Below are 22,424 nucleotides of genomic sequence, written 5' to 3'. Positions count from 1 at the left end.
TTCAAAATTAGGAGGAATTTACAAATGGGAATTTTCAAAAGATTGCGTGACATGACGATGGCTTCGGTTAACGACTTGCTTGACAAAGCAGAAGATCCAGTAAAAATGCTGAATCAGTTCCTGCGCGATATGGAAGAAGACATCCTGGAAGCGGAAACTGCGGTAGCGAAGCAAATTGCCATCGAGAAAAAATTCAAGCAGCAATATGAAGAGTCTGAAGAAATGGTGACGAAGCGTTCCGAGCAAGCGCTCAAAGCTTTGGAGCAAGGCAACGAAGAGTTGGCCCGCCGCGCGCTGCAAGATAAAAAAGAGCATCAAGAGCGTTTCGACGAGCTTAAACGTCAGTACGATCTTGCTAAAACGAATGCGGATCAGCTTCGCAATCAGTTGACAGAAATGAAAGACGAATTCAACAAAATGAAGAATAAGAAAGATTTGCTGATCGCTCGCGCTGAAACGGCGAAAGCACAGAAGCAGATCAACCAAGCGATGTCCGGTTTCGGTACGGATAATGCGGCTAAAGGCTTTGACCGTATGAGCGAGAAAGTGCTTCAAATGGAAGCAGAAGCGCAAGCGAGCGGAGAAATCCGCGCTAAAAACCGCAGCCTTGACGATGAGTTAGACCAACTAGGCAGTTCCGACAGTGCGATTGACGACGAATTAGCGGCAATGAAAGCAAAGCTTGCTGAAAAAAAACAATCCTAATGATATACTAATAAACGTACCTGCGAGAGGCTGAGGAACACTCAGTCTCTTCTACCTTTTGTGAGGGAAGGCAGGAGTCAAGATGAACGAAGAGGTGGATGTATTGCTCAGTAACCCGTATTTATCAACACTCGCATTTTTTGCAGTAGCGATTATCGCACTCGTGGTGTTCCTGACTATTTTTGAGCTGGTCACGAAGTATGACGATTGGGCAGAAATTAAAAAAGGGAATATTTCCGTGGCGATGGCTACGGGGGGCAAAATTTTCGGGATCTGCAATTTGTTCCGGTTTGCCATTTTGAACCAGGACACAATGATTCATTCTCTCATCTGGGCAGGCTACGGATTTCTGTTATTGCTTGTGGCTTACTTCATATTTGAATTTTTGACGCCTTATTTTAAAATCGATGAGGAAATTAAAAAGGATAATAAGGCAGTGGGACTTCTTTCTATGATGATTTCGATCTCTATATCGTATGTAGTTGGAGCCTGCGTCACCTAAGATTTTCAAGAGCCGCATGTGACAGAGACCGCATTCTTTTTTCGTCGTGGAGGCCTAGGTAATGAAATACTTGTGGGGAACCTTGTTTGCTATCGCATTTGTGTTTATGGCGGCAGGGGTTTATTATTTATTGAAGTAGAAGTATGCAAGAATCATGTGGAGGATTAAGGAATGAGTGCCAACGAAGAAGTGGTATGTCCTTGGTGCCAAACAGAAATTGTTTGGGATCCGGAGATTGGACCCGAGGAAGAATGCCCGCACTGCTTTAATGAATTGAATGACTATCGCAGCATTAAGCTAACCGTCAAACAAACAGGCCAACCGCTGCGTTTCAAAGAAGATGTGGAGCCGGACGAGGACTTATCGACGGCTTGGGATGGTTCTGATGAGCCGCTGGACGGCTATGGAGAAGCGATTCAGCGCATTTCAGATGAACAGGAAGAAGCGCCGGAATGTTCGGGATGCCACGAATTTATGCTATTAGCCGGCAACGAGGTTATGGGGGACTCCTTTACGCCGCATATCCCGAAACTACTTGGTCGCGCCTTCGTATCGGGGCCATTGACAATGAATGTTTACGTATGTCCCTCCTGTTTTAAAGTGGAAAAGTTTCTGTCCGATACCGATCGGTTATTAATGGTTGAACAAATTAAAGAGAAGTAACAAGAAGCCGAATCCTGCTGGGGTTCGGTTTTTTCGTATTCTTATATTTTTATCCGATTGGGGAAACTTAACTAGAGTTATTTCAATCTCGGGGGAAAGATGAGGTGCGGCATGCAGCAAGATTGGAGCGGGCAGCGGGTTCATCCAGGCAGGACGAAGGAAAACGTCCAGAGGAGCTATTTTGAAGGTCGCGATAGCGGTTTAACAGAGGAACGGAGTTCCCCGAAAAAAGGGAAGCTGGACGCTCAAGCTATATTGTTATTGGCCGTCCATGCTTTGTTTGGTGTTGCGAATGCGTTATCAGGAACTTTTGTCGGCGTTTACCTATGGAAGGCTAAAAACGACTATACGTTAATTGGCTGGTTTACGCTAACGACACATTTAACAATGGCCATTACGTTCTGGCTAGCCGGGAAATGGGTCAAGGAGCATAACAAAATGAACTGCCTGCGAGTAGGCGTAGCCGTATCCGCGTGCTTTTATATGCTTGTTTTATGGCTGGGAAGCAGCAGTTTTCAATATTTCATAGGTTTAGGCATGGTGCAGGGAATATCATCTGGCTTGTTTTGGATCGCTTTCAATGTTGTTTATTTCGAAGTTACAGACCCGGACAATCGGGATCGATTTAATGGCTGGATGGGACTGCTGGGCTCAGGCGGGGGTATTGTTGCTCCTTGGATTTCCGGATTACTGATTGTCGGTCTTGGGGGTGCTGCCGGCTATCGGTTAATTTTTTCGATTTCTTTAGGCATATTTGTTCTCGGCGTTGTAGTCAGCTTTTTTTTGAAAAAAAGGAAGGCTCAAGGGACGTATGAATGGTTTCTTCCCATTCGTTGCTTGAAGGAGCAGGATACGCCATGGAGGCGAGTCAGTTTGGCCTTGGTCGCACAGGGATTTAGGGAGGGAGTATTCGGTTTCATGATTGCCCTCTTGGTCTATATTGCTACGTCCAGCGAAGCCAGTTTGGGCAATTTTGTGCTGATGACCTCAGCGGTTTCATTGGTCAGCTTCTGGGCGGCGGGGAAATTCGTTAAGCCGCAGTTTAGAAAAGTCACGATGTTAGTAGGCGCACTGATGATGGTTGTTGTTATTGTACCATTTTTCTGGAAAATGAATTATCCGGCATTATTAAGTTTCGGCATTGGCGCTTCGCTCTTCCTTCCGCTATTCGCGGTTCCTATGGTGTCTACGGTATTTGACCTGATCGGTGCGGACGAACGCAGCGCCAAGCAACGTGAAGAGTATGTCGTCCTTCGAGAATTAAGTCTGAATGCAGGCCGGGTACTCGGCGTGCTGTTGTTCATTGGCGTCGTATCCTGGAGCACGAAACCAGGGGTGTTGAGTGTACTGCTTTTGATCATCGGAAGCTCTCCGCTAGTCAGTTGGGTCTTCATGAGAAAGCAATTAACGCTTAGCAAACCTTGACAACCGCAGTAATCCCGTTAAAAATGTGAGTATGGTACAAGGAGAATTGAGAGAGCGGAGGGGAAAAAGTGACGCACAAAAAAATGGTCAATAGCATTACAGAACTGATCGGGGACACGCCTGCCGTGCGAATTAACCGTTTGGTTCAGGAAGGTGACGCCGAGCTTTATGTAAAGCTCGAGTATTTCAATCCGAGTGGCAGTGTGAAAGATCGCGCCGCCTATAATTTGATCGCGCAGGCCGAGAAGGCGGGCCATCTTCTCCCTGGCGCTACAATCATAGAGCCGACGAGCGGCAATACGGGCATCGGCCTGGCGATGAACGCCGCAGCCAAGGGTTACAGAGCGATTCTGGTCATGCCGGACAACATGACCAAAGAGCGGATTAATCTGCTCAAAGCCTACGGAGCAGAGGTTGTGCTCACGCCCGCGGCGCAGCGGATGCCAGGGGCGATCGCCAAGGCGGTGGAACTGCGGGATCAGATCCCCGGCAGCTACATTCCGCAGCAGTTCGAGAATCCGGCGAATCCGAACATTCATCGGACGACAACGGCTTTAGAGATTCTGGAGCAGATGGAGCAGCGGCTTGATGCGTTCGTTGCTACGTCAGGAACCGGAGGCACCATTACGGGCACGGGCGAGGTGCTCAGAGTGAAGCTGCCGCAGATCCAGATTTATGTAGTCGAGCCTAAGGGTTCGCCTGTGTTGTCTGGCGGCAGCCCTGGACCGCACAAGCTTGTTGGAACGAGTCCGGGCTTCGTACCGGCCATTTTGAACACAAGTGTTTACGATCATATTGTGCAAGTGTCCGATGAGGATGCGATCCAGACGACAAGAGATCTTGCGAGCAAAGAAGGCATTCTCGTAGGACCATCTGCAGGCGCTTCCGTGTGGACAGGCCTGCAAGTTGCACGCAAGCTGGGAGCAGGCAAGAGAGTGCTCTGTATAGCTCCAGATACGGGCGAGAGATATTTGAGCATGGACATATTTTAATCGATGCATGTATGGAGAGGCGCCGCAATCCCGATGAAATGGGGGATCGGCGCTTTTGTTGTTTTTATTTAATGAATGTATTGAATAAAAATGCGATAATAAGTATAATTATTAACAGAAGTTGTTTTGAAGAAAGGTGGTTGTAACAGTGAATTTAGCTTATGTCAATGAGGTTCCGCAGAAAGATCGACTTGCTGATTTCATACAAGTTTATACAAATGAGTGCATACTATCAGGGATCCGGCTGCCAATGGACCTAATCGTCCAAAGCCCGCAATATTTCATCTCAGTGTACGATGAGAGCGAATTGGTTGGTATCGGTTGTTTGGAGGAAGCCATGAGTATTCATGTTCGTCCTTCATATAGACATCGCGAGATTGAAGCGACGGTGTATAAGCTGCTGCAAGCAGAATCGAAGTGCAGTTTGCCACAAAGATAGTAATCAGGTGGCAGTTGATGGCCAGAGGAGCATCCTTGTGGCCTTTTTGGTTTGTTAGGGATGGAAATTTTGGTTATATAAAAATAATCTGCCTCTTAGGTATGCACACTAATTGAATTCGGACAGCAGTTCATTGTAAGATTGTAGGATGACATATTAACAATGAATGAAAGGTAGGTTTAACCATGGATACTTTGAAGCTAAGAATTCTCGAACTACTGAAGGAAGATGCCCGCCGCAGCGCGGAACTGATCGCCACCATGCTTGGAACGGCGGAGGCTGAGGTGGCGCGAGCGATAAGCGAGATGGAAGCGGATAAGGTCATTGTCAAATACGCAACAGTGGTAAACTGGAGCAAAGTAGATGACGAAAAGGTTACCGCCCTGATTGAAGTGCAAATTACACCGGAACGCGGACGCGGGTTCGATGCGATCGCGGAACGGATTTATTTATATCCGGAAGTAAAATCCGTTTATCTCATGTCCGGCGCTTATGATTTGCTCGTTGAAGTTGAGGGCAGTTCCTTGAAAGAGGTCGCTTCATTCGTTTCCAACAAGCTGTCGCCGGTTGATCGTGTGCTTTCTACAAAAACGAATTTTATATTAAAAAAATACAAACAGGACGGCATTATATTCGAGGATCAGGAAGATGATCACCGAATGCTTGTTTCGCCGTAGGGAAGAGGTACTTCGATGATCAAAGATGACATAACGATCCCGCAAGTGAAGGCAAAGTCGATGACGGATTACCTCGCTCCTGCGGTGCGAGAGATCAAACCATCGGGAATTCGTAAATTTTTCGATTTGGTCAGCAACAGCAAAGACGACATTATTTCCTTAGGTGTGGGTGAACCTGACTTTTCGACGCCATGGCATGTTCGCGAGGCAGCGGTATATTCGCTGGAACGCGGCAGAACGAAGTATTCGCCGAACTCCGGGATTCCGGAGCTTCGTGAAGCGATCGCAGAGTATTTGCATACCTCATTCAAGGTAAAGTATGAGCCATCCGATGAAGTGCTGGTTACGGTAGGCGGAAGTGAAGCCATCGATCTGGCTTTACGGGCATTGATAACAACTGGAGATGAAGTCCTGATTCCGGAGCCTTGTTATATTTCCTACTCGCCCATTACAAGCATCAGCGGCGGCAAAGCTATCGGTATCGAGACTTTTGCCAAAGATCAGTTCAAGTTGACGGAAGAGGCGCTCCGCGCGGCATTAACGCCGCGATCCAAAATATTGATCCTTTGCTACCCAAGTAATCCAACAGGCGGGATCATGACCTATGAGGACTGGCTGCCGATTGCCAAGGTGGTTGAAGAGCACGATTTGATTGTCATCTCCGACGAGATTTATGCTGAGCTTACCTATGGCGTGAAGCATGTCAGCTTCGCAGCTATGCCAGGTATGAGAGACCGTACGATTCTCGTTAGCGGCTTTTCCAAAGCGTTCGCCATGACTGGCTGGCGTATGGGTTATGCCTGCGGTCACCGTGAGCTGATCTCCGCCATGCTGAAGATACATCAATATACCGTGATGTGCGCCCCCGTCATGGGACAGGTTGCAGCGCACGAAGCGTTGATTAATGGTTTGGAAGAAAAAGACCGGATGATGGAGTCCTACAATCAAAGACGGAGGCTCATCGTCAAAGGGTTCCGTGATATTGGACTCGAGTGTCATGAGCCGCAGGGCGCGTTTTACGCGTTCCCCAGCATAGTCGCAACAGGCATGACTTCGGATGAGTTCGCACAACGTTTGCTCTTTGAAGCAAAGGTTGCAGCAGTGCCGGGAGACGTGTTCGGACTAGGCGGAGAAGGGTTTTTACGCTGTTCCTACGCTTATAGTGTCTCGCAACTGAATGAAGCACTTGAAAGAATCGGAAATTTTCTCAAAAAATTGTAAAAAAGATGTGATTTCATATTTTCATTGGGAACAAAAACTGGTATTCTGGAAGTAAGGAGGGAAAAGCATGGCTTCTATTGAATATCAACTTTCAACCTATCGCTCACATCTGCATATTCACGAAAATGAGTCGGAATCGCGTTGGTTGTTCAAGCATGCGAAGAAAGCCAACTCCCTTACTTCCTTGGAGGAAGAGATTCATTCTCTGAGACGAATGCTAGAACAGATGGTCGTGGATGGAAGAGAAATGACCTCGGAATCCGTGGTTGAACTTAGCACAGTACTCGATCGCAAAATAAATGAATATATGAATAATGGGAGAAAGAGTCGGTGATGAGCCGGCTTTTCTCATGACTATCGAAGCATTCAGCTTAAGACGGAGGGACTATTGCTGCATGAAAGTGAAGTTGCTGTTGGTCACGATATTTGCGCTCATGGTATTGCTCGTTGGTTGCGGTGGTCCGAAGCCGGATGTATCTATCTTCATTATGGGACAGAATGGTTTTCCGAGTGAAATAGGGGACAAGCTGGAAGCGTCGCTGAAAAGCAAGATCGGTGAGACTCCCACCGTTAAACTTGTAACGTCGCCGATATTTTCGATGGAGAAAATGATTGTTGAGCTTGCCGCAGGGGAGAATGGGATCTTCATTCTGGGGGAAGAGCAGTTTAAAACATTGACGAGCCAGGCTGGATTCGTTTCCTTGGACGACGCCATTAAGCCTGAGGATTACCCGGCAGGTGTTATTGAAATGAAAGAGGACGGCAAGTCTGCCGAGAAGCATTTGTACGGGATTCCGCTCTCAGACAACAAGTGGATGAAGGAGCAAGGATTTGACGGGAAGGGGCTTGTCGCCTTTATACCGCAAAATGTAAAAAAAGTTGATGAAGCGAAACAAGTGCTCAAAGTTATTGCGCAGAAGTAGGGTGTAGGGCGTTTGGATGAGTGCGGTCCGGGCAATCAAGACATTTTCATACAGGAAACAGATTCCATGAATATATATATCGTTCGCTGCCAGCTGACCTAAGCTAATTTAGCGCGGCAAATACTTCAAGCTTGCCCTACAGATGAATCTCAACTATAATCGACAAAGTGATTCAAATTGACTTATTTGCAGCCATAGGTGCTGGCAAGCTCGATTCTGAGTTCGCCGCTTAAAAGGGAAGCCGGTGCAAATCCGGAGCGGTCCCGCCACTGTAACCCGGGAAAACCTCGAAATGCCACTGTTTTGCTATATGCCAAATGGGAAGGCGAGGATGATCATGCCCGTAAGCCAGGAGACCTGCCCATGGTGCCGATTACGACATCCTTCGAGGAAAAGGGTTGCGTTAAATCAGGAGGCAATGGGCTCATTGCCGCGATACCCGTGATTTATCGTCCCCTCCGTTCTTAAGGAACGCAGGGGTTTTTTGTTGCTATCCGAGGGTGAAACAAACGGTTTGGAGAGGAAGGTACCAGATGATGACGAAAATAAAGTGGAAACAAGCGCTGCTGTTTACTGCAGCAATGGCAACTGCTGTCGGCCTTGCCGGCTGCGGCAAGAAAGAGGCACAGCCTGAGCTTTCAGAACCGGCGAAAATGGGCGCTTCAACGACAAAAGCACCGACAGCAGAGTCAGCTAAGAAAACACAATATCCATTGAAATTAAAGGATGCGACAGGCAAGGAATTTACGTTCGAAAAGGCGCCTGAACGCATCGTATCCGTATCACCAGCAGAAACGGAGGGCTTATTTGCGCTCGGTTTAGCTGATCAAATCGTGGGTGTGTCGGACTTCGATGATTATCCGGATGCGGCTAAATCGAAGCCTAAAATGGGCAGTATTGTTAAGCCTAATCAAGAAGCTTTGATTGCAGCGAATGCAGGTGTGGTTTTTACAGGTGTATCCATGAAAGCTGATACCGTAGAAAAGCTCCGTGCTATGAACCTCAATGTGTTCAAAGTCGAGCCCAAGACATTGGATGAAGCGATCGCTGATATCCAAACGTTTGGCCTTATTACCGACCATCAAGAGCAGGCGGAGAAAGTTGTTGCGAAGATGAAAGCCGACCGTCAAAAGGTCGTCGATGCGGTGAAAGACGTAAAGAGTGAGCTTAAGAAGAAGGTGTACATTGAGTTCAGCCCTGGCTGGACCGTAGGCAGTGGGGAGTTCATGGACGAGCTGATCCAGCTCGCTGGCGGCGTCAACGTGGCTGCAGATACAAAGGGATGGCAGCAAATTAGCGAAGAGAAAATTATTCAGCAGAATCCTAACGTGATTCTTTACGCACAAGGGTTTGTCGATGACAAAACGAAAAAGCCGTTAGACGAGATTATCCGTGCCCGCAGCGGTTGGGAACAAATTGACGCTGTGAAAAACAAGAGAGTTATTGGCGTTGACCAAAATCTGCTCAGCCGCCCAGGTCCAAGAATGACAGATGGATTGTTGGAAATGGCGAAAGGCATCTATCCTGAACTGGTGAAATAAATGAAAAGAAAATTGATGTTGTGGGGAGGAGTAGGCTTAGTACTCCTTCTTCTTTCTATTCTGATCAGTCTATCGCTCGGCGCTGCTCGGCTGCCTATACTGCAAATTGCAGGGATACTTGGCAATCAACTCCCTTGGGTGGGAGGACACATGAATGTCAGCTGGCCGCAATCCTCGGAGCAGATCATTCTCAAAGTGCGATTTCCGCGAGTATTGCTTGGGATTCTGGTGGGAGCTGCGCTTTCTGTTGCTGGCGCTGCCTTTCAAGGGGTGCTCCGCAATCCGCTTGCGGATCCTTACACGCTTGGCGTATCGTCAGGCGCATCGGTTGGCGCAGCTTTTCTAATTTATTTCGGGCTGCAGTATGCGTGGTTTGGTCAGTGGTCTATTCCTATTGTGGCATTTGTAACAGGCCTCATATCCTTATTGCTTGTTCTAAAGCTCGCTCGGATCGATGGGAAGCTGAAGATGGAAACGTTGATTTTATCCGGGGTAGTCATGCAAGCTTTCTTAGGGGCTATTGTGTCGTTTATGGTATCCATTTCGAACCAAGTTATTAATGAAATCGTATTTTGGCTCATGGGGAGCTTGGCGATGCGGGGCTGGTCCTATGCATGGACAATGTCGCCCTACTTGGTCATTGGTTTTGTAGTGCTTATCTCTTATGCAAGACCGCTGAATTTGCTTGCGCTTGGAGAACGTCAGGCTTCTCATCTAGGAGTTCATGTGGAACGGACGAAACTGATTGTGCTTGTTGTATCCACTTTTATTACAGCTGCTGCTGTTTCAGTAGCAGGCGTCATAGGTTTTGTAGGACTTATTGTGCCGCATCTGGTGCGGTTGTTAGTAGGCCCGGATTATCGTTTAATTATACCGCTTTCCGCGATAGGCGGGGGGATTTACGTGCTATGGGCAGATACGCTGGCCCGCACGCTGCTTAGCCCTACTGAAATTCCGTTAGGCGTGATTACAGCCTTTTTAGGGGCGCCATTCTTTGCTTATTTACTGCATAAGGATAAGAAAACGTTAAGAGGTTGATGAAAATGATTGAGGTTGAGCAGCTTTCTCGTAGCTTCAAAGGCCAGCACGTGCTGGATCGAATCAGCTTCGAGGTTAAGCAAGGCGAGTTTTTCGGTATTATTGGACCGAATGGCAGCGGCAAGTCAACGCTTTTGCGGTTGTTATCTGGTGTAGATCCGGTAACGGATGGGGAGGTTCGTTTGGATGGACATCCAGTTGCCTCCTATTCTCGTAAAGAGTTGGCCAGATGGCTGGCGGTGCTTCAGCAGGATGCTCTGCCTCCGGTCGGATTTACCGTTCAAGAGGTCGTGGAAATGGGCCGATACCCCTTTCAAAGTTGGCTCGGCGAAGACACAGAGGAAGCCGAAACGCTCATTGCCGCAATTATTGCCAAGCTGCGTCTGGATCCACTTGCACAGCGAAAGATTGAGATGCTTAGCGGCGGCGAACGTCAGCGAGTTGCGTTAGGCAAAGTCATGGCGCAGCAGCCGAAGCTGCTCATGCTCGATGAGCCGACGACATTTCTGGACATCGGCTATCAGGTGCAGATGATGGACTATATCAAGGAATGGCAGCGCGATTCCGAACTGACAGTGGTTGCCGTTCTTCATGATTTGAATTTAGCGGCGCAGTACTGCAGCCGATTGATGGTTGTTCACAATGGGGGCGTGGCGGCTATCGGGACGCCTAAAGAAATTATTACAAGTCATTTAATTGCTGAGGTGTATGGTACGGAGCCCATCGTTTTACAGCATCCGCTTAATCACGCTCCGCAAATTTTATTGCAGCCAGGAAAATAGTCAACGGACAGGGGATTTTTAGTCATGAATCATTTGGATCATATTGTTGAAAGCATTAAACCGTTACACCAAGAGTTCGTGAATCTTGCCAATCAGCATTTGGATCAGTTGACGAAACCGCCAGGAAGCTTAGGCAAGCTGGAAGATATCGCTCGTCAAGTGGCGGGGATTACGGGTGAGGTCATGCCTGTTTTTGAAAAAAAGGCCGTTATCGTCATGGCGGGCGATCACGGTGTGTGCGAGGAAGGCGTAAGCGCATTCCCGGCTGAAGTCACGCCGCAAATGGTGATGAATTTCTTATCGGGTGGCGCTGCCGTCAATGTATTGGCACGTCACGCAGGTGCGGATGTTGTCTGTGTGGATATCGGCGTGAATGCGGATCTGGAGCACCAGGCTCTCCTGTCCCGTAAAGTAAGAAAAGGAACGCGCAACATGGCACGCGAAGCGGCAATGACACGCGAAGAAGCCCTCCAAGCGATCCTCGCAGGCGCAGATGTAGTGGATGCCTACGTGGCCAAAGGCTACAGTCTCTTCGCTACGGGAGACATGGGGATTGGCAATACCACAGCGAGCGCGGCGATTCTCTGCGCGCTGACGGGATTGGAAACCGGCAGCGCCGTAGGCCGGGGAACAGGCATTGACGATGCGCGTTGGCTGCATAAGCAAGCAGTTGTCAAGCAGGCGCTCGCCATCAATGAACCGAACGCTGAGGATGCTCTTGACGTGCTTGCGAAGGTCGGAGGACTTGAGATCGCCGGTCTAGTTGGCGTGATTCTGGGCGCAGCGAAGAATCGCTGCCCTGTGGTTATCGACGGCTTCATTTCGTCGGCGGCTGCCTTAGTGGCGAGCCGGTTAGCGCCGTTAAGCGCGTCTTATATGCTCGCCTCGCACTTATCGCATGAGCAGGGGCACGCGAAGCTGCTTGACGCAGTTGGCCTCGGAGCGATGCTGCAGATGGATATGCGCCTGGGTGAAGGTACAGGCGCTGTGCTTTGCTTCAACCTGATCGACGCCGCTGGCAAGATCATGAAGGAAATGGCGACATTCGACAGCGCTGGCGTGTCGCGTGGTTAATGAGGCTTACGATGCCGGTTTTGCTGCAGCAAAACTCAGCTTATGCTTACGAAGAAAGTTTTGCTACGGCAAAACTCTTAGAAGGAGGAAGCCATGGCGATCTTAGTGACGGGCGGCGCGCGGAGCGGCAAAAGCTCTTTCGCCGAAAAGCTCTCGATGCGGGGCGGCGAGAGCGGCATTTATATCGCGACCTCCCACATCTATGATGAGGAAATGAGGGAGCGTGTCAGTTTGCATCGGCAGATGAGGCTGGATTCGGGGTATCCATGGGATACCCGGGAGGAGCCTTATGCCCTGCAGGAGCTTCTGCTTCAACTGCAGGAGACGGGAGCTTGCCGTGAGGCAGTAGTGATGGTCGACTGTTTGACGCTTTGGCTCTCCAATTGGCTTCTTCGCTACGAAGGAGATGCTGATGCAGCCAATTTGGTCATGAAGCAGGTGGATGCGCTTGTAGAGACCGTTGCCGATTTCAGCGGACATCTCGTTCTTGTGACGAACGAAGTCGGCAGTGGTATCGTCCCTGAATATGCGCTGGGTCGCAAATTTCGGGATGCCGCTGGCCGAATGAACCAGCGGTTGGCTGAAACATGCGATCAAGTATTTCTGGTGACAGCTGGCATCCCCATAGAGTTAAAAAGTAGGGCATACCGCTTGGATTAAAGCGTTATGTATGGAACGGTGATGGAGAGTGTGGTTGTATTCTTGGCAGGAAATTGTGGCAATGACGGCCGCAGCTATAGTCATAGATTGGCTCATTGGCGATCCGAAATGGCCGACGCATCCAGTTATTCTGATCGGACGGTGGATTCGATTTCTGGAACGCAGCCTTCGCAAAGAAAGTGAAGGTCGTGCGATTAATGAGAGTGTCACACGGCTAAAAGTGAAGGGGGTTGTACTAGCCGGTACAACGATAATTCTTAGCTTCATGGCTGTGTCAGCGCTTGTTTGGGCAGCACATTGGATAAATGTGTGGCTGGGTTACTTCGTCTCTACATGGCTTATTTCTACAACGATAGCCATTAAAGGCTTAAAAGATGCGGCATATCTTGTATATCAACCATTGCGCAGCGGCGATCTCGCAGAAGCTCGCAAATACACGGGCTACATCGTTGGCAGGGACACGGAACACCTCGGTGAAGCGGAGTTGACGCGTGCGGTTGTGGAAACGGTAGCCGAGAACATCGTCGACGCGGTCATCTCACCGCTGTTCTATGCGCTGCTGGGCGGCGCTCCGCTCGCTATGCTGTACCGGGCATCGAATACGCTGGATTCGATGGTCGGTTACCGAAATGACCGCTACCGTCATTTCGGTACGGCGTCGGCCCGCTGGGACGACGCCATGAACTGGATTCCGGCCCGGCTGACCGGCCTCCTGCTCATTCTCGTCGCCCTGCTGCAGCCGGGGCTCTCGGCGAAGCGGTCGGCGGCAGCGATCCGCCGCTTCGCGCACTTGCATCCCAGCCCGAACAGCGGAATTCCCGAGTCGGCGGTAGCCGGTGCGCTCGGGATTGAGCTGGGCGGGCTGAACGTTTATGGCGGCGCCGCCAGCGAGCGCGCCCGCCTCGGTTGGCCGCTGCGGGAGCGGACGCAGCGGGATATTGTCTTAGCCGTACGTATGCTGTACGGCGTCAGCTTTGTAGTGATGGGAGGACTGCTGTGCGTACTGCTCGTTTGGCTCTAATAAAGTGGCTGCATGGAGGCATAGCAGCCTTTCAATTTTTAACCCGTCTGCCGATTCCGGTGCAGATCGAGTATACGGCACAAGTGTTTCGCAGAAGCGTTGTCTTTTATCCATTGGCAGGCTTCGTTATTGGCGTTCTGCTGCTCCTGGCGGGTGATGGCTTACGGCTTGTGCTGCCAGCCATGCCAGCGGCTGTAATATTGCTCGGATTGTGGGTCCTCCTGACAGGAGGCTTGCATTTGGATGGATTAATGGATACTGCAGATGGCATTCTTAGCCACAGGCCTCGCGAGCAAATGTTGGAAATTATGAAAGACAGTCGCGTAGGCGCCATGGGCGTTATTGTTTGTGTGCTGCATTTGCTCCTTAAGTTTTCAATGATTTATAGCCTTTTGATCAGTAATCAGGCGGGGCATATATGGAAGGCGGCAAGCTTCCTTCTTGCCGCTATTCCGATTTGGAGTCGCTGGTTTATGGTTGTCGCGATACACGCTTGGCCTTATGCGAGAAGCGGTTCTGGACTTGGGGGCTTATTTCGCGGGGTTACTAAAGGTCATGTGGCTGCATGTACATTTGTGGCTCTCTTACTCACAGCACTTGTTGCTGCTATCGGTCATAGCAGCTTGACAGCCTTTTTTGGCCATATGCCTATTTGGAGTGTGCTTGTCGGCTTTCCTGTTGTTACTTGTCTTGTCGGCTGTCTGGCAGCAGCGTATATAAGCCGTAAACTCGGCGGATTGACCGGTGATACATATGGCGCTTTGAATGAACTTTTGGAGGGCCTGCTGCTTCTTGGAGTAGTCGTGTTACTTGGGGTTTTGCCTTGAGTAGTCTTTAAATTTGTTGATAGTTCTTTACATGGAAGGAGAGTGATGAAGTGCTGGAACGATATGGACACGGGGGAGATCTCCGGACAGCAGAAGAGGCATTCGGACGTTCGCAGGATCAATTTCTGGATTTTAGCTCCAATATGAATCCGCTTGGACCGCCTTCTGTCGTGGAACATATAGTGACAACGGAGTGGCGTGACATGGTTCAATACCCTGACCCTGCGGTTAGGGAGCTGCGCAGGAAGCTGGCGCATAAATACGATATTCCGATGGAGAGTATTGCCGTTGGCAACGGAGCCGCAGAATTAATTGATCTCATTGCCCGGGTATTGCAATCTCCGGTTACAGGTTTAGCCAGACCTTCTTTTAGCGAATATGAGGAAGCTATACATAAAGCAGGCGGCGACATTCACTCCATTCCACTCCATGCTCATTATCATTTTGATTTACAGGAAGATGATGTGAAGAAGGCTCTTCTATCGAGCGATGTGCTCTTTTTGGGCCATCCGAATAATCCAACAGGGCGATTGATTCCACCCGCCATTTTGAAACAAATCACGGAAAGCGGACGGAAGTTAATTGTGGACGAAGCATTCATGGATTTTGTGCCAGATGAGAGAAAGCATTCTATGTTGAAGTTCGCTTCGACCAGCTCAAATGTGTTCGTTATTCGCTCTATGACAAAGTTTTTTTCCATACCCGGGATTCGCTTAGGATTCATGGTGGCGCACCCGGATTGGATTCAGCGCATTCAGGAGCTGCAGGTTCAGTGGAGTGTCAATTATTTGGCCCAGCGCATTGGGGCGGCGGTGCTTGACGATGTGGAATTTGAGCAAGCAAGCAGACAGTGGCTGCAGGCGGAACAGATTTGGTTAATGGGTCAGCTCCAGCAGTTGGGACTTGAAGTCACGCCAAGCGCTGTGAATTTCTTATTATTCTCTTTTCCGCAAGAGCTGGGGTTTGATGTAAAACAGGCTCAAAGACATATGGGGAAGCAAGGGATTTTGATTCGAGACGCATCCCTGTTCGAAGGGCTTGACCAGCGCTTTTGCCGTGTTGCCATAAAGCTGCGTGAGGATAATGAACGGTTAGTTCAAGGATTGCGGGCGATGATGCAGGAACTAGCCGGAGATCGGAGTCGAGGAAATGATCATGGATGAAATGACTGCAGCTGAGGCCGCCACACTAATGATCCAAGGAACAGCATCCGATGTTGGCAAAAGTATTCTGACCGCTGCGCTGTGCCGTGTTCTCGTTCAAGATGGTTGGCAAACGGCGCCATTTAAATCGCAAAATATGTCGCTCAATTCCTATGTGACCTTCGACGGCAAAGAAATCGGCCGTGCGCAAGGCGTACAAGCGGATGCTTGCCGGATTTTGGCAACAACTGATATGAACCCCATTCTACTGAAACCGAAGCAGGACATGGTTGCACAGGTCGTCGTGCATGGCAAGCCGTACCTGGACCTCGACGCTCGCACATATCGGGAAACTTATTTGCCCCAAGCGGAGCAAATTGTGAAGGATGCGCTGGCCCGTCTGCGCAGCATCTATGACGTCGTTGTTCTTGAAGGTGCTGGAAGCCCGGCTGAAGTTAACCTGAAAGATCGGGATATTGTAAATATGCGGCTAGCCGGTTGGGCAGACGCTCCGGTTTTGCTTGTTGCGGATATTGACCGCGGTGGTGTCTTTGCTTCGATTGTGGGCACGCTGGAAATCTTGACTCCGGAAGAAAGAGATCGCGTTAAGGGCTTTATTATTAATAAATTTCGGGGAGATGTAAGCCTTCTGAAGCCCGGTCTTGACTGGCTGGAGGCGAAGACGGGGAAGCCCGTGCTGGGCGTTATTCCTTATTTGCCTCAGTTGGGGATTGAGGATGAGGATTCCGCTTCTCTGGATTCCAAAAGGGCTCAGCGCCAGCGGAGCGAGCGCCCAAGCGTGAAAACAGACGATCAACTCGATATCGCAGTCATTCGATTACCGCGCCTTTCGAACTTTACGGATTTTGATCCGCTGCAGGAAGAAGACGATGTCCATTTCCGCTATATTACCAATCTGTCCGAGTGGGGACAGCCGGATATTGTCCTGCTTCCCGGCAGCAAAAATACGATGGATGATCTGCGCTATATGAAGGAATCAGGGCTTGCTGACCGCATCATTGCGTTTGCGCAGCAGGAGCAAGGCTGGGTGGCTGGCATTTGTGCCGGTTATCAAATGTTAGGCAGAACGCTGCTGGATCCAAATGGGTACGAATCGGATCACCCCGAGCTGGCAGGATTGGCGCTGCTGCCCACGGAAACTGTATTTACCTCTGATAAGCGGACTGTACAGGTTCGGGGGACTAGCCTGCTTTTTGCCAATAACGGATCTGGCATTGCTGTCGATGGGTATGAGATTCACATGGGACGGACGAGACATATCGCCCCTGCGGATGCTCCTTTTCAAATTCATGCTCACTTTGATGGCGAGGCCCAGTATATAAAAGAAGAGTCACATGAGGACGGAGCCTTTGTGGGTAATGGGCAAGTATGGGGCACTTATCTGCACGGCATTTTACATAATGATGATTTTCGCAGAGCTTGGTTGAATACGGTTCGCAGTCATAAGGGCTTGTCTCCCATTCAGGGAGGGCTGCGCTTTAAGGAGCGAAGAGAAGCAGCCTTTGACAGACTAGCGGAGCATGTTCGCAGCCACTTGGATATGCAGCGCATTTATGAGATTATGGGAGTAACCAAGTAGTCAGGAGGGTGACGGATGAAAATTTATACCCGTACAGGGGATGCAGGACAAACCGGCGTCATTGGCGGACGCGTCGCAAAAGACGATGATCGCGTAGAGGCCTACGGAACAGTTGATGAACTAAATTGCTATTTGGGCCAAGCGATGAGCTTTATGGACCCGGAGAAGTACCCTGATTTGCTCGCAGATATGCTACAAGTGCAGCACGAATTGTTCGATTGCGGATCGGATTTGGCGCTGTTGAAGCAAGAGCTGCGTCCTTACAAGGTGAGCGCTGAGATGGTGGATGCGTTGGAAGCGTGGATTGACAAATATGATGCGGAGACACCAGACATTACCCGTTTTATTCTGCCGGGGGGCAGTACCGTATCATCGACCATTCATGTGTGCCGTACGGTGTGCCGCAGAGCAGAGCGCAGAGTTGTAACGTTAGCCAGGACGCAAGAAATTAATCCGGAAGTACGCCGTTATCTGAACCGGTTATCGGATCTCTTTTTTACCATTGCCCGCACGGCTAATCACCGTGAAGGTGTGGCTGATGTGGAGTATGCGCGCAGCGCTGAGGTGTTTAGACGTAAATCATGAGTTATTATGAACCGCTTGTTTATATCGTACCGCCTGAGGAAGAAGGCTTTATTCTGAAGACTGTCTTGCAAAAAAGATTAATGGTATCCCGCAAGCTGCTCTCACGTGTCAAACTAACTGAACAAGGCATTACCGTCAATGGCATCCGGCAATACATTAGCGTGAAGGTCAAAGCAGGCGACCGGATCGAAATCCGGATGGAGGAGGAGCAGTCTGACGATATTTTGCCTCAGGATCTGCCTCTCCACATTCTGCATGAGGATGAGCACTTGATCATCGTGGCCAAAGACGCCGGCATCATCGTGCATCCAACGCATGGGCATTACGTCAATACGATTGCGAACGCCGTAGTCTATCATTGGCAGCAAGCCGGCATTACTTGCCGCTTTCGGCCGGTGCACCGGCTGGATCAAGAAACTTCTGGCGTCCTTGCGATCGCGAAGACACCTTATGTGCACCAGCAAATTTCCGAGCAAATGATTCAGCATGCGGTAAAAAAGGAGTATCTTGCCTTCGTATGGGGCGTTGTATCTGAACCAACAGGCACAATAAATGAGCCGATCGATAGAGATCCTGATCAGCCTCATGTGAGGATCGTTACGCCAGGCGGCTATTCGGCGGTCACACATTACGAAGTCGTCGAACAGTATGCTCAGGCCGCATTGGTGCGCATCTGGCTGGAAACAGGCAGAACGCATCAAATCCGCGTGCATATGAAGCATTTGGGCCATCCGTTGATTGGCGATAAAATGTATACAAGGCCATCTTTCGAAGAAAGCGAAGCCGCATCGGAGGTTTCTGTGAGACTTACCCGGCAGGCGCTGCACGCTTTCAGACTTGGCTTTGTGCATCCCGGCACGCGCGAGTGGGTCGAGTACAACGCTCCGCTGCCAGCTGATTTAGCTGCTTTACAGGCATGGCTCCAGACGAACATGTAAAACAGCAAAAAAACCATCAGGTGCTCGCGATCCTGAATGGTTTTTTGCGTATCATTGCCCTTTTTGACCTAGTTCCTGATGGTGCGGGCAATATTTGCGCATGAGCTCGGCTGTTTCCTGGTCATCCGGAAGTCCGCGTTCAGAAAGCTGGTGGATCATATGTTCACGGCGTTGTTCGTTTAAATTTTGACCGAACTTGAACTTTGCAGTCATCTCGTGAATGGTAAGTTTCACGACGGAGACCCCTTTCAGCTCTGGGCGGTACAACGGATCTTCTGGCGTAATCGGCGTATAGCCGCCTTCAGGCTGGAGCTTCGCCATCAGTGCGCTGAGCACCTCGGCTTTCTCGGACAAATCCTCTGTAGGTCCGGCTTCGCCTCGAATATGCACGGATTTGAAATAGGATGTGGCCGGACAAGCCCTTTCGGGGTCGGTGAAAAAGGATGGAATAATAGCATACTCTTTGGAAACAGCGAAGCTGACCTTATTAAAAGCAGCGATTTCGGTCATTTTGCTTCCTTTTCTGGAGCCGTGAAAATAAATATGGCCCTTCAGGTAAACGAAATTAATCGGCGTCAAATGTGGCCAGCCATCTTCGCCAATCGTGGATAAATACCCGTACGAAGTTTCTTGCAAAAATTGTTCAACATCCTTTAGTTCCTGGACAGCGAATTCCTTTCTTCTCATGCATATCCCTCCTCGATAGTTTAGAAAATTATATCCAACGAGTGGCTAATTAAAAAGAACCAATTTCATCTAATTTTAATGTACCATGTAAGCGTAAATAAGGGCGTACAGCTTGACTTTCCGCATCGATTAGCTCAAAATTTTAAATAACCTCATTATTCATTTTACCTGCAAAAGGAGCACAAATAAGGATGAAAGTAAAAGTATTTTGTTACGATAAATGCGGCACTTGCCGTAGTGCATTGAAGTGGCTGAAAGCGCATGATGTAGAGATTTCAGAGAATGTGCCGTTATTTGAAGCTCCACCATCATCAGATGAGCTGGCTAAACTGCTTGCTGACAGCGGTTTGGAGATTAAGAAGTTTTTCAATACGTCAGGGGAAGTATATAAGGAAATGGGACTGAAGGATAAGCTGTCTGGTATGTCGCAACTACACATGCTGGAACTGCTCGCCTCTAACGGAAGGCTAATAAAACGCCCTATCGTGACAGATGGTACTCGAGTTACGGTTGGCTTTAAGGAAGCAGAGTACGAGGAAGTTTGGGCGAAGGGGTGAAGTAACTTTGGAACAGAAGCAAAAGCCTGGGGCCAAGAAGTCACCGTGGGCGCTCGGAGGGTTAGTCGCTGTCCTGCTATCTCAAGGTAAACTGCTCCTTGCAGCCTTAAAGTTTGGAAAAGTGGGCGGAGCTATCGTCACCATGTTCATTACGGTCTGGGCCTACGCAAGTTTGTGGCCGCTGCCATTTGCCATCGGGATTGTTCTTATGATTCTGATCCATGAGCTCGGTCATGTCGTTGCTGCCAAAATGAAAGGCCTGCCTGTATCAGCGCCTGTATTCATTCCGTTTTTGGGAGCCTTGATTACGATGAAAAAGAATCCCACGGACGCCGCTACGGAGGCTTTTATCGGTATTGGAGGTCCCATCCTGGGAACCATAGGGGCGACCGCTGCATTCGCATTGGGCGTATATACAGATATTCCAGTCATTGTTTCGGTTGCGTATGCGGCATTTTACCTGAATTTGATTAATTTATTGCCGATTCATCCGCTGGATGGAGGACGCATTTCCACAGCAGTCACTCGCTGGTTGTGGATTGTGGGTCTAATAGGCGGATTGGTATTTATTTATTATCTGGACAACACAGTGAACAGGGTAATATTCTTTATTATTTGGGCTTTATTTGCTTGGGATTTATATAAAAAATATGTGAAATACAGAAATCGCGAAGAATTGGTATCCGTCTCTACGAAGTTTGAAATGAATGCGGAGCATTTGCTGCAGCAGGGGTACATGATTCCTGGTGAAAATCATAGTCGCGATCTGGAGTTCACGACGTATTCCGAGTTAGAGGGGCCAACAAGCGGACGTCAAACCATCGTGATGTTTTGGCAGGGCATTGGATTTGAAGGACATGCCTATTTACCGCAGCAAGCCATCATTAAAAGAGTTCACGTCGTTAAAGTGGAACGGTTTCAGAAAGACAGCGGTTTGTTCCTGGGCTTGCAGGTTCAAGTGGATTTCGCGCCTCTCGGACAACATGAACGGTACTACGAGGTTTCCGCCAAAACGCGCCTAAAATTTGGTGCCGCCTATTTGGCTCTCGTTTTGTATTTGTTATACATGATCAGGCTTGTTCACCAGGTAGGGAATATAACATAATTATTTTACATTCAACTAATTAATGCCATTAATTTATTAGAATGAGGTAGCCACGTATGCAGATTAGAGGATCAAAAAGGCTGAGTCAATTAGGCTCGGCTATTTTTTCAGAAGTTGCGGAATGGAAGAGAGAGGTTATGAACCAAGGGGTAGATGTCATAGATTTAGGAATAGGCAGTCCCGATCGACCTCCTTCAGAACGAATAATTGAAGCAATTACTCAAGCTGTCAGGAATCCCGGCATGTATGGATATCCCACTTCGGAGGGAAGTCTGGCTTTCCGTGAGACGGTTGCCAGCTGGTATCGGCATCGTTTCGGAGTGAATCTTGATCCGGCAAGTGAGATCCTAACCTTGATGGGTTCACAAGATGGGCTTGCACATTTGGCGCTTTCACTGTGTGATCCCGGGGATATCGCCATTGTCCCTGATCCAGGCTATCCCATCTATTCAGCTAGTTTAGTGTTAGCGGGAGTGGAGCCCTATTTGTTGCCTCTTCGCGCCGAAAACGATTTTTTACCGCGATTGGAGGACATTCCGGCAGACGTGGCTGCAAATGCGAAGTTCATCTTGCTCAACTATCCTAGCAATCCGCTGTCGGCTGTTGCAGATCGGGCTTTCTTCGAGCGTCTGATTGCTTATGCCAAGCAGCAAAACCTGCTTGTCGTACATGATCTTGCCTACTCCGAAATGGCGTTTGACGGTTATCGTCCTATGAGCATATTGGAGATAGAAGGCGCGAAGGAGGTAGCGGTTGAGTTTCACTCCTTGTCCAAAAGTTTCAACATGGCAGGATGCCGAATTGCTTTTCTGACAGGAAATGCCGAAGCGGTGCATGCGTTGAAAACATTGAAGTCCAATATTGACTATGGCGTTTTTCAAGCGATTCAAGCCGCTGGAATTGCAGCGTTGGAGGAAGATATGGAGAATACTCACTCCGTAGCTGGCATCTATGAAAGAAGACGAGATGTTTTCATTGAAGCCTTAGCCCAAGTAGGTTGGAAAATCACACCCCCAAAAGCGACAATGTTCATCTGGGCGCCAGTACCAAAAGGCTGGACTTCTCGACAAATTTCCCGGGAAATGCTCTATCGCACAGGTGTTGTCGTCATCCCGGGCGATGCTTTCGGAGCAGAAGGGGAAGGCTTTGTCAGGATTGCTTTAGTGCAAGAGGAAGCCAGATTAGTGGAGGCTGCAAATCGAATCGGCGAATGGCTTCGTTCTATGGAATGAAATATGGAGCTTTTGGTAAAAATAGGAGAATGAGAGACATCGACTGTTATGCAAAAGTTTCAAATAGCTTTCATTTGAAAGGGGTACA

Annotated in this window: 25 protein-coding genes and 1 riboswitch; of the genes, 24 read left to right on the top strand and 1 reads right to left on the bottom strand. The window is 49.1% G+C overall.

Annotated elements, in window-relative coordinates; genetic code table 11:
• The first annotated feature begins 24 nt into the window (after positions 1 to 24).
• From ABRS97_RS11040 to ABRS97_RS10940, 21 genes are all read left to right on the top strand, one after another.
• Positions 25 to 705 (top strand): PspA/IM30 family protein, encoded by a 681-nt coding sequence (locus tag ABRS97_RS11040; RefSeq protein WP_367813775.1) that lies wholly within the window; start codon positions 25 to 27, stop codon positions 703 to 705.
• Positions 706 to 787: 82 nt separating this feature from the next.
• Positions 788 to 1,207, top strand: a complete 420-nt coding sequence (locus tag ABRS97_RS11035; RefSeq protein ID WP_367813773.1) for a DUF350 domain-containing protein — start codon at positions 788 to 790, stop codon at positions 1,205 to 1,207.
• 171 nt (positions 1,208 to 1,378) lie between these two features.
• Entirely contained in the window at positions 1,379 to 1,870 is a 492-nt protein-coding gene (locus ABRS97_RS11030) for a hypothetical protein (RefSeq protein WP_367813771.1), read from the top strand.
• A 111-nt stretch (positions 1,871 to 1,981) separates the two neighbouring features.
• Entirely contained in the window at positions 1,982 to 3,295 is a 1,314-nt protein-coding gene (locus ABRS97_RS11025; protein WP_367813769.1) for an MFS transporter, read from the top strand.
• A gap of 83 nt (positions 3,296 to 3,378) precedes the next feature.
• On the top strand, positions 3,379 to 4,287 hold the full coding sequence (cysK, locus tag ABRS97_RS11020) for a cysteine synthase A (protein WP_367814278.1): 909 nt from the start codon (positions 3,379 to 3,381) through the stop codon (positions 4,285 to 4,287).
• A 148-nt stretch (positions 4,288 to 4,435) separates the two neighbouring features.
• Complete coding sequence (locus ABRS97_RS11015) at positions 4,436 to 4,726, top strand: hypothetical protein (protein ID WP_367813767.1); 291 nt, start codon at positions 4,436 to 4,438, stop codon at positions 4,724 to 4,726.
• Between the two features lie 185 nt (positions 4,727 to 4,911).
• Positions 4,912 to 5,403 carry an Lrp/AsnC family transcriptional regulator gene (locus ABRS97_RS11010; RefSeq protein ID WP_367813765.1) on the top strand — a complete coding sequence of 164 codons (492 nt, stop codon included), beginning with the start codon at positions 4,912 to 4,914 and terminating at the stop codon, positions 5,401 to 5,403.
• Positions 5,404 to 5,418: 15 nt separating this feature from the next.
• Complete coding sequence (locus ABRS97_RS11005) at positions 5,419 to 6,624, top strand: aminotransferase class I/II-fold pyridoxal phosphate-dependent enzyme (RefSeq protein ID WP_367813763.1); 1,206 nt, start codon at positions 5,419 to 5,421, stop codon at positions 6,622 to 6,624.
• Positions 6,625 to 6,691: 67 nt separating this feature from the next.
• Positions 6,692 to 6,958, top strand: coding sequence for an aspartyl-phosphate phosphatase Spo0E family protein (locus tag ABRS97_RS11000; RefSeq protein WP_367813761.1), 267 nt, complete (start codon positions 6,692 to 6,694; stop codon positions 6,956 to 6,958).
• A gap of 61 nt (positions 6,959 to 7,019) precedes the next feature.
• Complete coding sequence (locus ABRS97_RS10995) at positions 7,020 to 7,547, top strand: hypothetical protein (protein WP_367813759.1); 528 nt, start codon at positions 7,020 to 7,022, stop codon at positions 7,545 to 7,547.
• Between the two features lie 179 nt (positions 7,548 to 7,726).
• Positions 7,727 to 7,926: riboswitch (cobalamin riboswitch) on the top strand.
• A 154-nt stretch (positions 7,927 to 8,080) separates the two neighbouring features.
• Positions 8,081 to 9,088, top strand: coding sequence for an ABC transporter substrate-binding protein (locus ABRS97_RS10990; RefSeq protein ID WP_367813757.1), 1,008 nt, complete (start codon positions 8,081 to 8,083; stop codon positions 9,086 to 9,088).
• Complete coding sequence (locus ABRS97_RS10985; RefSeq protein WP_367813755.1) at positions 9,089 to 10,126, top strand: FecCD family ABC transporter permease; 1,038 nt, start codon at positions 9,089 to 9,091, stop codon at positions 10,124 to 10,126.
• Between the two features lie 5 nt (positions 10,127 to 10,131).
• Positions 10,132 to 10,908: a heme ABC transporter ATP-binding protein gene (locus ABRS97_RS10980; protein ID WP_367813753.1), complete on the top strand. Its 777-nt coding sequence runs from the start codon at positions 10,132 to 10,134 to the stop codon at positions 10,906 to 10,908.
• A gap of 24 nt (positions 10,909 to 10,932) precedes the next feature.
• Positions 10,933 to 11,982 carry a nicotinate-nucleotide--dimethylbenzimidazole phosphoribosyltransferase gene (gene cobT, locus ABRS97_RS10975; RefSeq protein ID WP_367813752.1) on the top strand — a complete coding sequence of 350 codons (1,050 nt, stop codon included), beginning with the start codon at positions 10,933 to 10,935 and terminating at the stop codon, positions 11,980 to 11,982.
• Positions 11,983 to 12,075: 93 nt separating this feature from the next.
• A complete protein-coding gene (gene cobU / locus ABRS97_RS10970) occupies positions 12,076 to 12,642 on the top strand; it encodes a bifunctional adenosylcobinamide kinase/adenosylcobinamide-phosphate guanylyltransferase (RefSeq protein WP_367813750.1) in 567 nt (188 codons plus the stop codon).
• Between the two features lie 28 nt (positions 12,643 to 12,670).
• A complete protein-coding gene (gene cbiB / locus ABRS97_RS10965) occupies positions 12,671 to 13,663 on the top strand; it encodes an adenosylcobinamide-phosphate synthase CbiB (protein ID WP_367813749.1) in 993 nt (330 codons plus the stop codon).
• Positions 13,639 to 14,490 carry an adenosylcobinamide-GDP ribazoletransferase gene (gene cobS, locus ABRS97_RS10960; RefSeq protein WP_367813747.1) on the top strand — a complete coding sequence of 284 codons (852 nt, stop codon included), beginning with the start codon at positions 13,639 to 13,641 and terminating at the stop codon, positions 14,488 to 14,490. Before cbiB ends, cobS begins: the two co-directional genes overlap by 25 nt.
• Positions 14,491 to 14,540: 50 nt before the next feature.
• Complete coding sequence (gene cobD, locus ABRS97_RS10955; protein ID WP_367813745.1) at positions 14,541 to 15,653, top strand: threonine-phosphate decarboxylase CobD; 1,113 nt, start codon at positions 14,541 to 14,543, stop codon at positions 15,651 to 15,653.
• A complete protein-coding gene (locus ABRS97_RS10950; protein ID WP_367813744.1) occupies positions 15,640 to 17,232 on the top strand; it encodes a cobyric acid synthase in 1,593 nt (530 codons plus the stop codon). Before cobD ends, ABRS97_RS10950 begins: the two co-directional genes overlap by 14 nt.
• A gap of 15 nt (positions 17,233 to 17,247) precedes the next feature.
• Positions 17,248 to 17,817 carry a cob(I)yrinic acid a,c-diamide adenosyltransferase gene (locus ABRS97_RS10945; RefSeq protein ID WP_367813742.1) on the top strand — a complete coding sequence of 190 codons (570 nt, stop codon included), beginning with the start codon at positions 17,248 to 17,250 and terminating at the stop codon, positions 17,815 to 17,817.
• Entirely contained in the window at positions 17,814 to 18,755 is a 942-nt protein-coding gene (locus ABRS97_RS10940) for an RluA family pseudouridine synthase (protein ID WP_367813740.1), read from the top strand. Before ABRS97_RS10945 ends, ABRS97_RS10940 begins: the two co-directional genes overlap by 4 nt.
• Positions 18,756 to 18,806: 51 nt before the next feature.
• On the opposite strand, the gene ABRS97_RS10935 is transcribed toward ABRS97_RS10940, so the two are convergent.
• The gene (locus ABRS97_RS10935; RefSeq protein ID WP_367813738.1) at positions 18,807 to 19,442 is read right to left on the bottom strand and encodes a pyridoxamine 5'-phosphate oxidase family protein; all 636 of its coding nucleotides are present in this window, start codon (positions 19,440 to 19,442) and stop codon (positions 18,807 to 18,809) included.
• Positions 19,443 to 19,633: 191 nt separating this feature from the next.
• Here ABRS97_RS10935 and ABRS97_RS10930 point away from each other — a divergent pair, with 191 nt between their 5' ends.
• Genes ABRS97_RS10930 through ABRS97_RS10920 form a run of 3 tightly spaced genes read left to right on the top strand, consistent with a single transcriptional unit; the run spans position 19,634 to position 22,336 of the window.
• Positions 19,634 to 19,999, top strand: coding sequence for an arsenate reductase family protein (locus ABRS97_RS10930; protein ID WP_367813736.1), 366 nt, complete (start codon positions 19,634 to 19,636; stop codon positions 19,997 to 19,999).
• Positions 20,000 to 20,006: 7 nt separating this feature from the next.
• Positions 20,007 to 21,104 (top strand): site-2 protease family protein, encoded by a 1,098-nt coding sequence (locus ABRS97_RS10925; RefSeq protein ID WP_367813735.1) that lies wholly within the window; start codon positions 20,007 to 20,009, stop codon positions 21,102 to 21,104.
• Between the two features lie 56 nt (positions 21,105 to 21,160).
• A complete protein-coding gene (locus ABRS97_RS10920; RefSeq protein WP_367813734.1) occupies positions 21,161 to 22,336 on the top strand; it encodes an LL-diaminopimelate aminotransferase in 1,176 nt (391 codons plus the stop codon).
• The last annotated feature ends 88 nt before the right edge of the window (positions 22,337 to 22,424 follow it).

Origin of the sequence: Paenibacillus tabacirhizosphaerae (genome assembly GCF_040812395.1) — a bacterium.
Classification (GTDB): domain Bacteria; phylum Bacillota; class Bacilli; order Paenibacillales; family NBRC-103111; genus Paenibacillus_E.
This window is presented reverse-complemented; position numbering and strand designations above follow the sequence as displayed.

Excerpts from the sequence above, each read along its gene's own strand:
- ABRS97_RS11040 (WP_367813775.1), top strand. The coding sequence starts at position 25 with ATGGGAATTTTCAAAAGATTGCGTGACATGACGATGGCTTCGGTTAAC.
- ABRS97_RS11035 (WP_367813773.1), top strand. The coding sequence starts at position 788 with ATGAACGAAGAGGTGGATGTATTGCTCAGTAACCCGTATTTATCAACA.
- ABRS97_RS10935 (WP_367813738.1), bottom strand. The coding sequence starts at position 19,442 with ATGAGAAGAAAGGAATTCGCTGTCCAGGAACTAAAGGATGTTGAACAA.
- ABRS97_RS10985 (WP_367813755.1), top strand. The coding sequence starts at position 9,089 with ATGAAAAGAAAATTGATGTTGTGGGGAGGAGTAGGCTTAGTACTCCTT.
- cobU (WP_367813750.1), top strand. The coding sequence starts at position 12,076 with ATGGCGATCTTAGTGACGGGCGGCGCGCGGAGCGGCAAAAGCTCTTTC.
- ABRS97_RS10940 (WP_367813740.1), top strand. The coding sequence starts at position 17,814 with ATGAGTTATTATGAACCGCTTGTTTATATCGTACCGCCTGAGGAAGAA.
- ABRS97_RS10980 (WP_367813753.1), top strand. The coding sequence starts at position 10,132 with ATGATTGAGGTTGAGCAGCTTTCTCGTAGCTTCAAAGGCCAGCACGTG.
- ABRS97_RS10990 (WP_367813757.1), top strand. The coding sequence starts at position 8,081 with ATGATGACGAAAATAAAGTGGAAACAAGCGCTGCTGTTTACTGCAGCA.
- cysK (WP_367814278.1), top strand. The coding sequence starts at position 3,379 with ATGGTCAATAGCATTACAGAACTGATCGGGGACACGCCTGCCGTGCGA.
- ABRS97_RS10995 (WP_367813759.1), top strand. The coding sequence starts at position 7,020 with ATGAAAGTGAAGTTGCTGTTGGTCACGATATTTGCGCTCATGGTATTG.
- ABRS97_RS10930 (WP_367813736.1), top strand. The coding sequence starts at position 19,634 with ATGAAAGTAAAAGTATTTTGTTACGATAAATGCGGCACTTGCCGTAGT.
- ABRS97_RS11005 (WP_367813763.1), top strand. The coding sequence starts at position 5,419 with ATGATCAAAGATGACATAACGATCCCGCAAGTGAAGGCAAAGTCGATG.
- ABRS97_RS10950 (WP_367813744.1), top strand. The coding sequence starts at position 15,640 with ATGATCATGGATGAAATGACTGCAGCTGAGGCCGCCACACTAATGATC.
- ABRS97_RS11000 (WP_367813761.1), top strand. The coding sequence starts at position 6,692 with ATGGCTTCTATTGAATATCAACTTTCAACCTATCGCTCACATCTGCAT.
- ABRS97_RS10920 (WP_367813734.1), top strand. The coding sequence starts at position 21,161 with ATGCAGATTAGAGGATCAAAAAGGCTGAGTCAATTAGGCTCGGCTATT.
- cobT (WP_367813752.1), top strand. The coding sequence starts at position 10,933 with ATGAATCATTTGGATCATATTGTTGAAAGCATTAAACCGTTACACCAA.
- ABRS97_RS10945 (WP_367813742.1), top strand. The coding sequence starts at position 17,248 with ATGAAAATTTATACCCGTACAGGGGATGCAGGACAAACCGGCGTCATT.
- ABRS97_RS11025 (WP_367813769.1), top strand. The coding sequence starts at position 1,982 with ATGCAGCAAGATTGGAGCGGGCAGCGGGTTCATCCAGGCAGGACGAAG.
- ABRS97_RS11030 (WP_367813771.1), top strand. The coding sequence starts at position 1,379 with ATGAGTGCCAACGAAGAAGTGGTATGTCCTTGGTGCCAAACAGAAATT.
- ABRS97_RS11010 (WP_367813765.1), top strand. The coding sequence starts at position 4,912 with ATGGATACTTTGAAGCTAAGAATTCTCGAACTACTGAAGGAAGATGCC.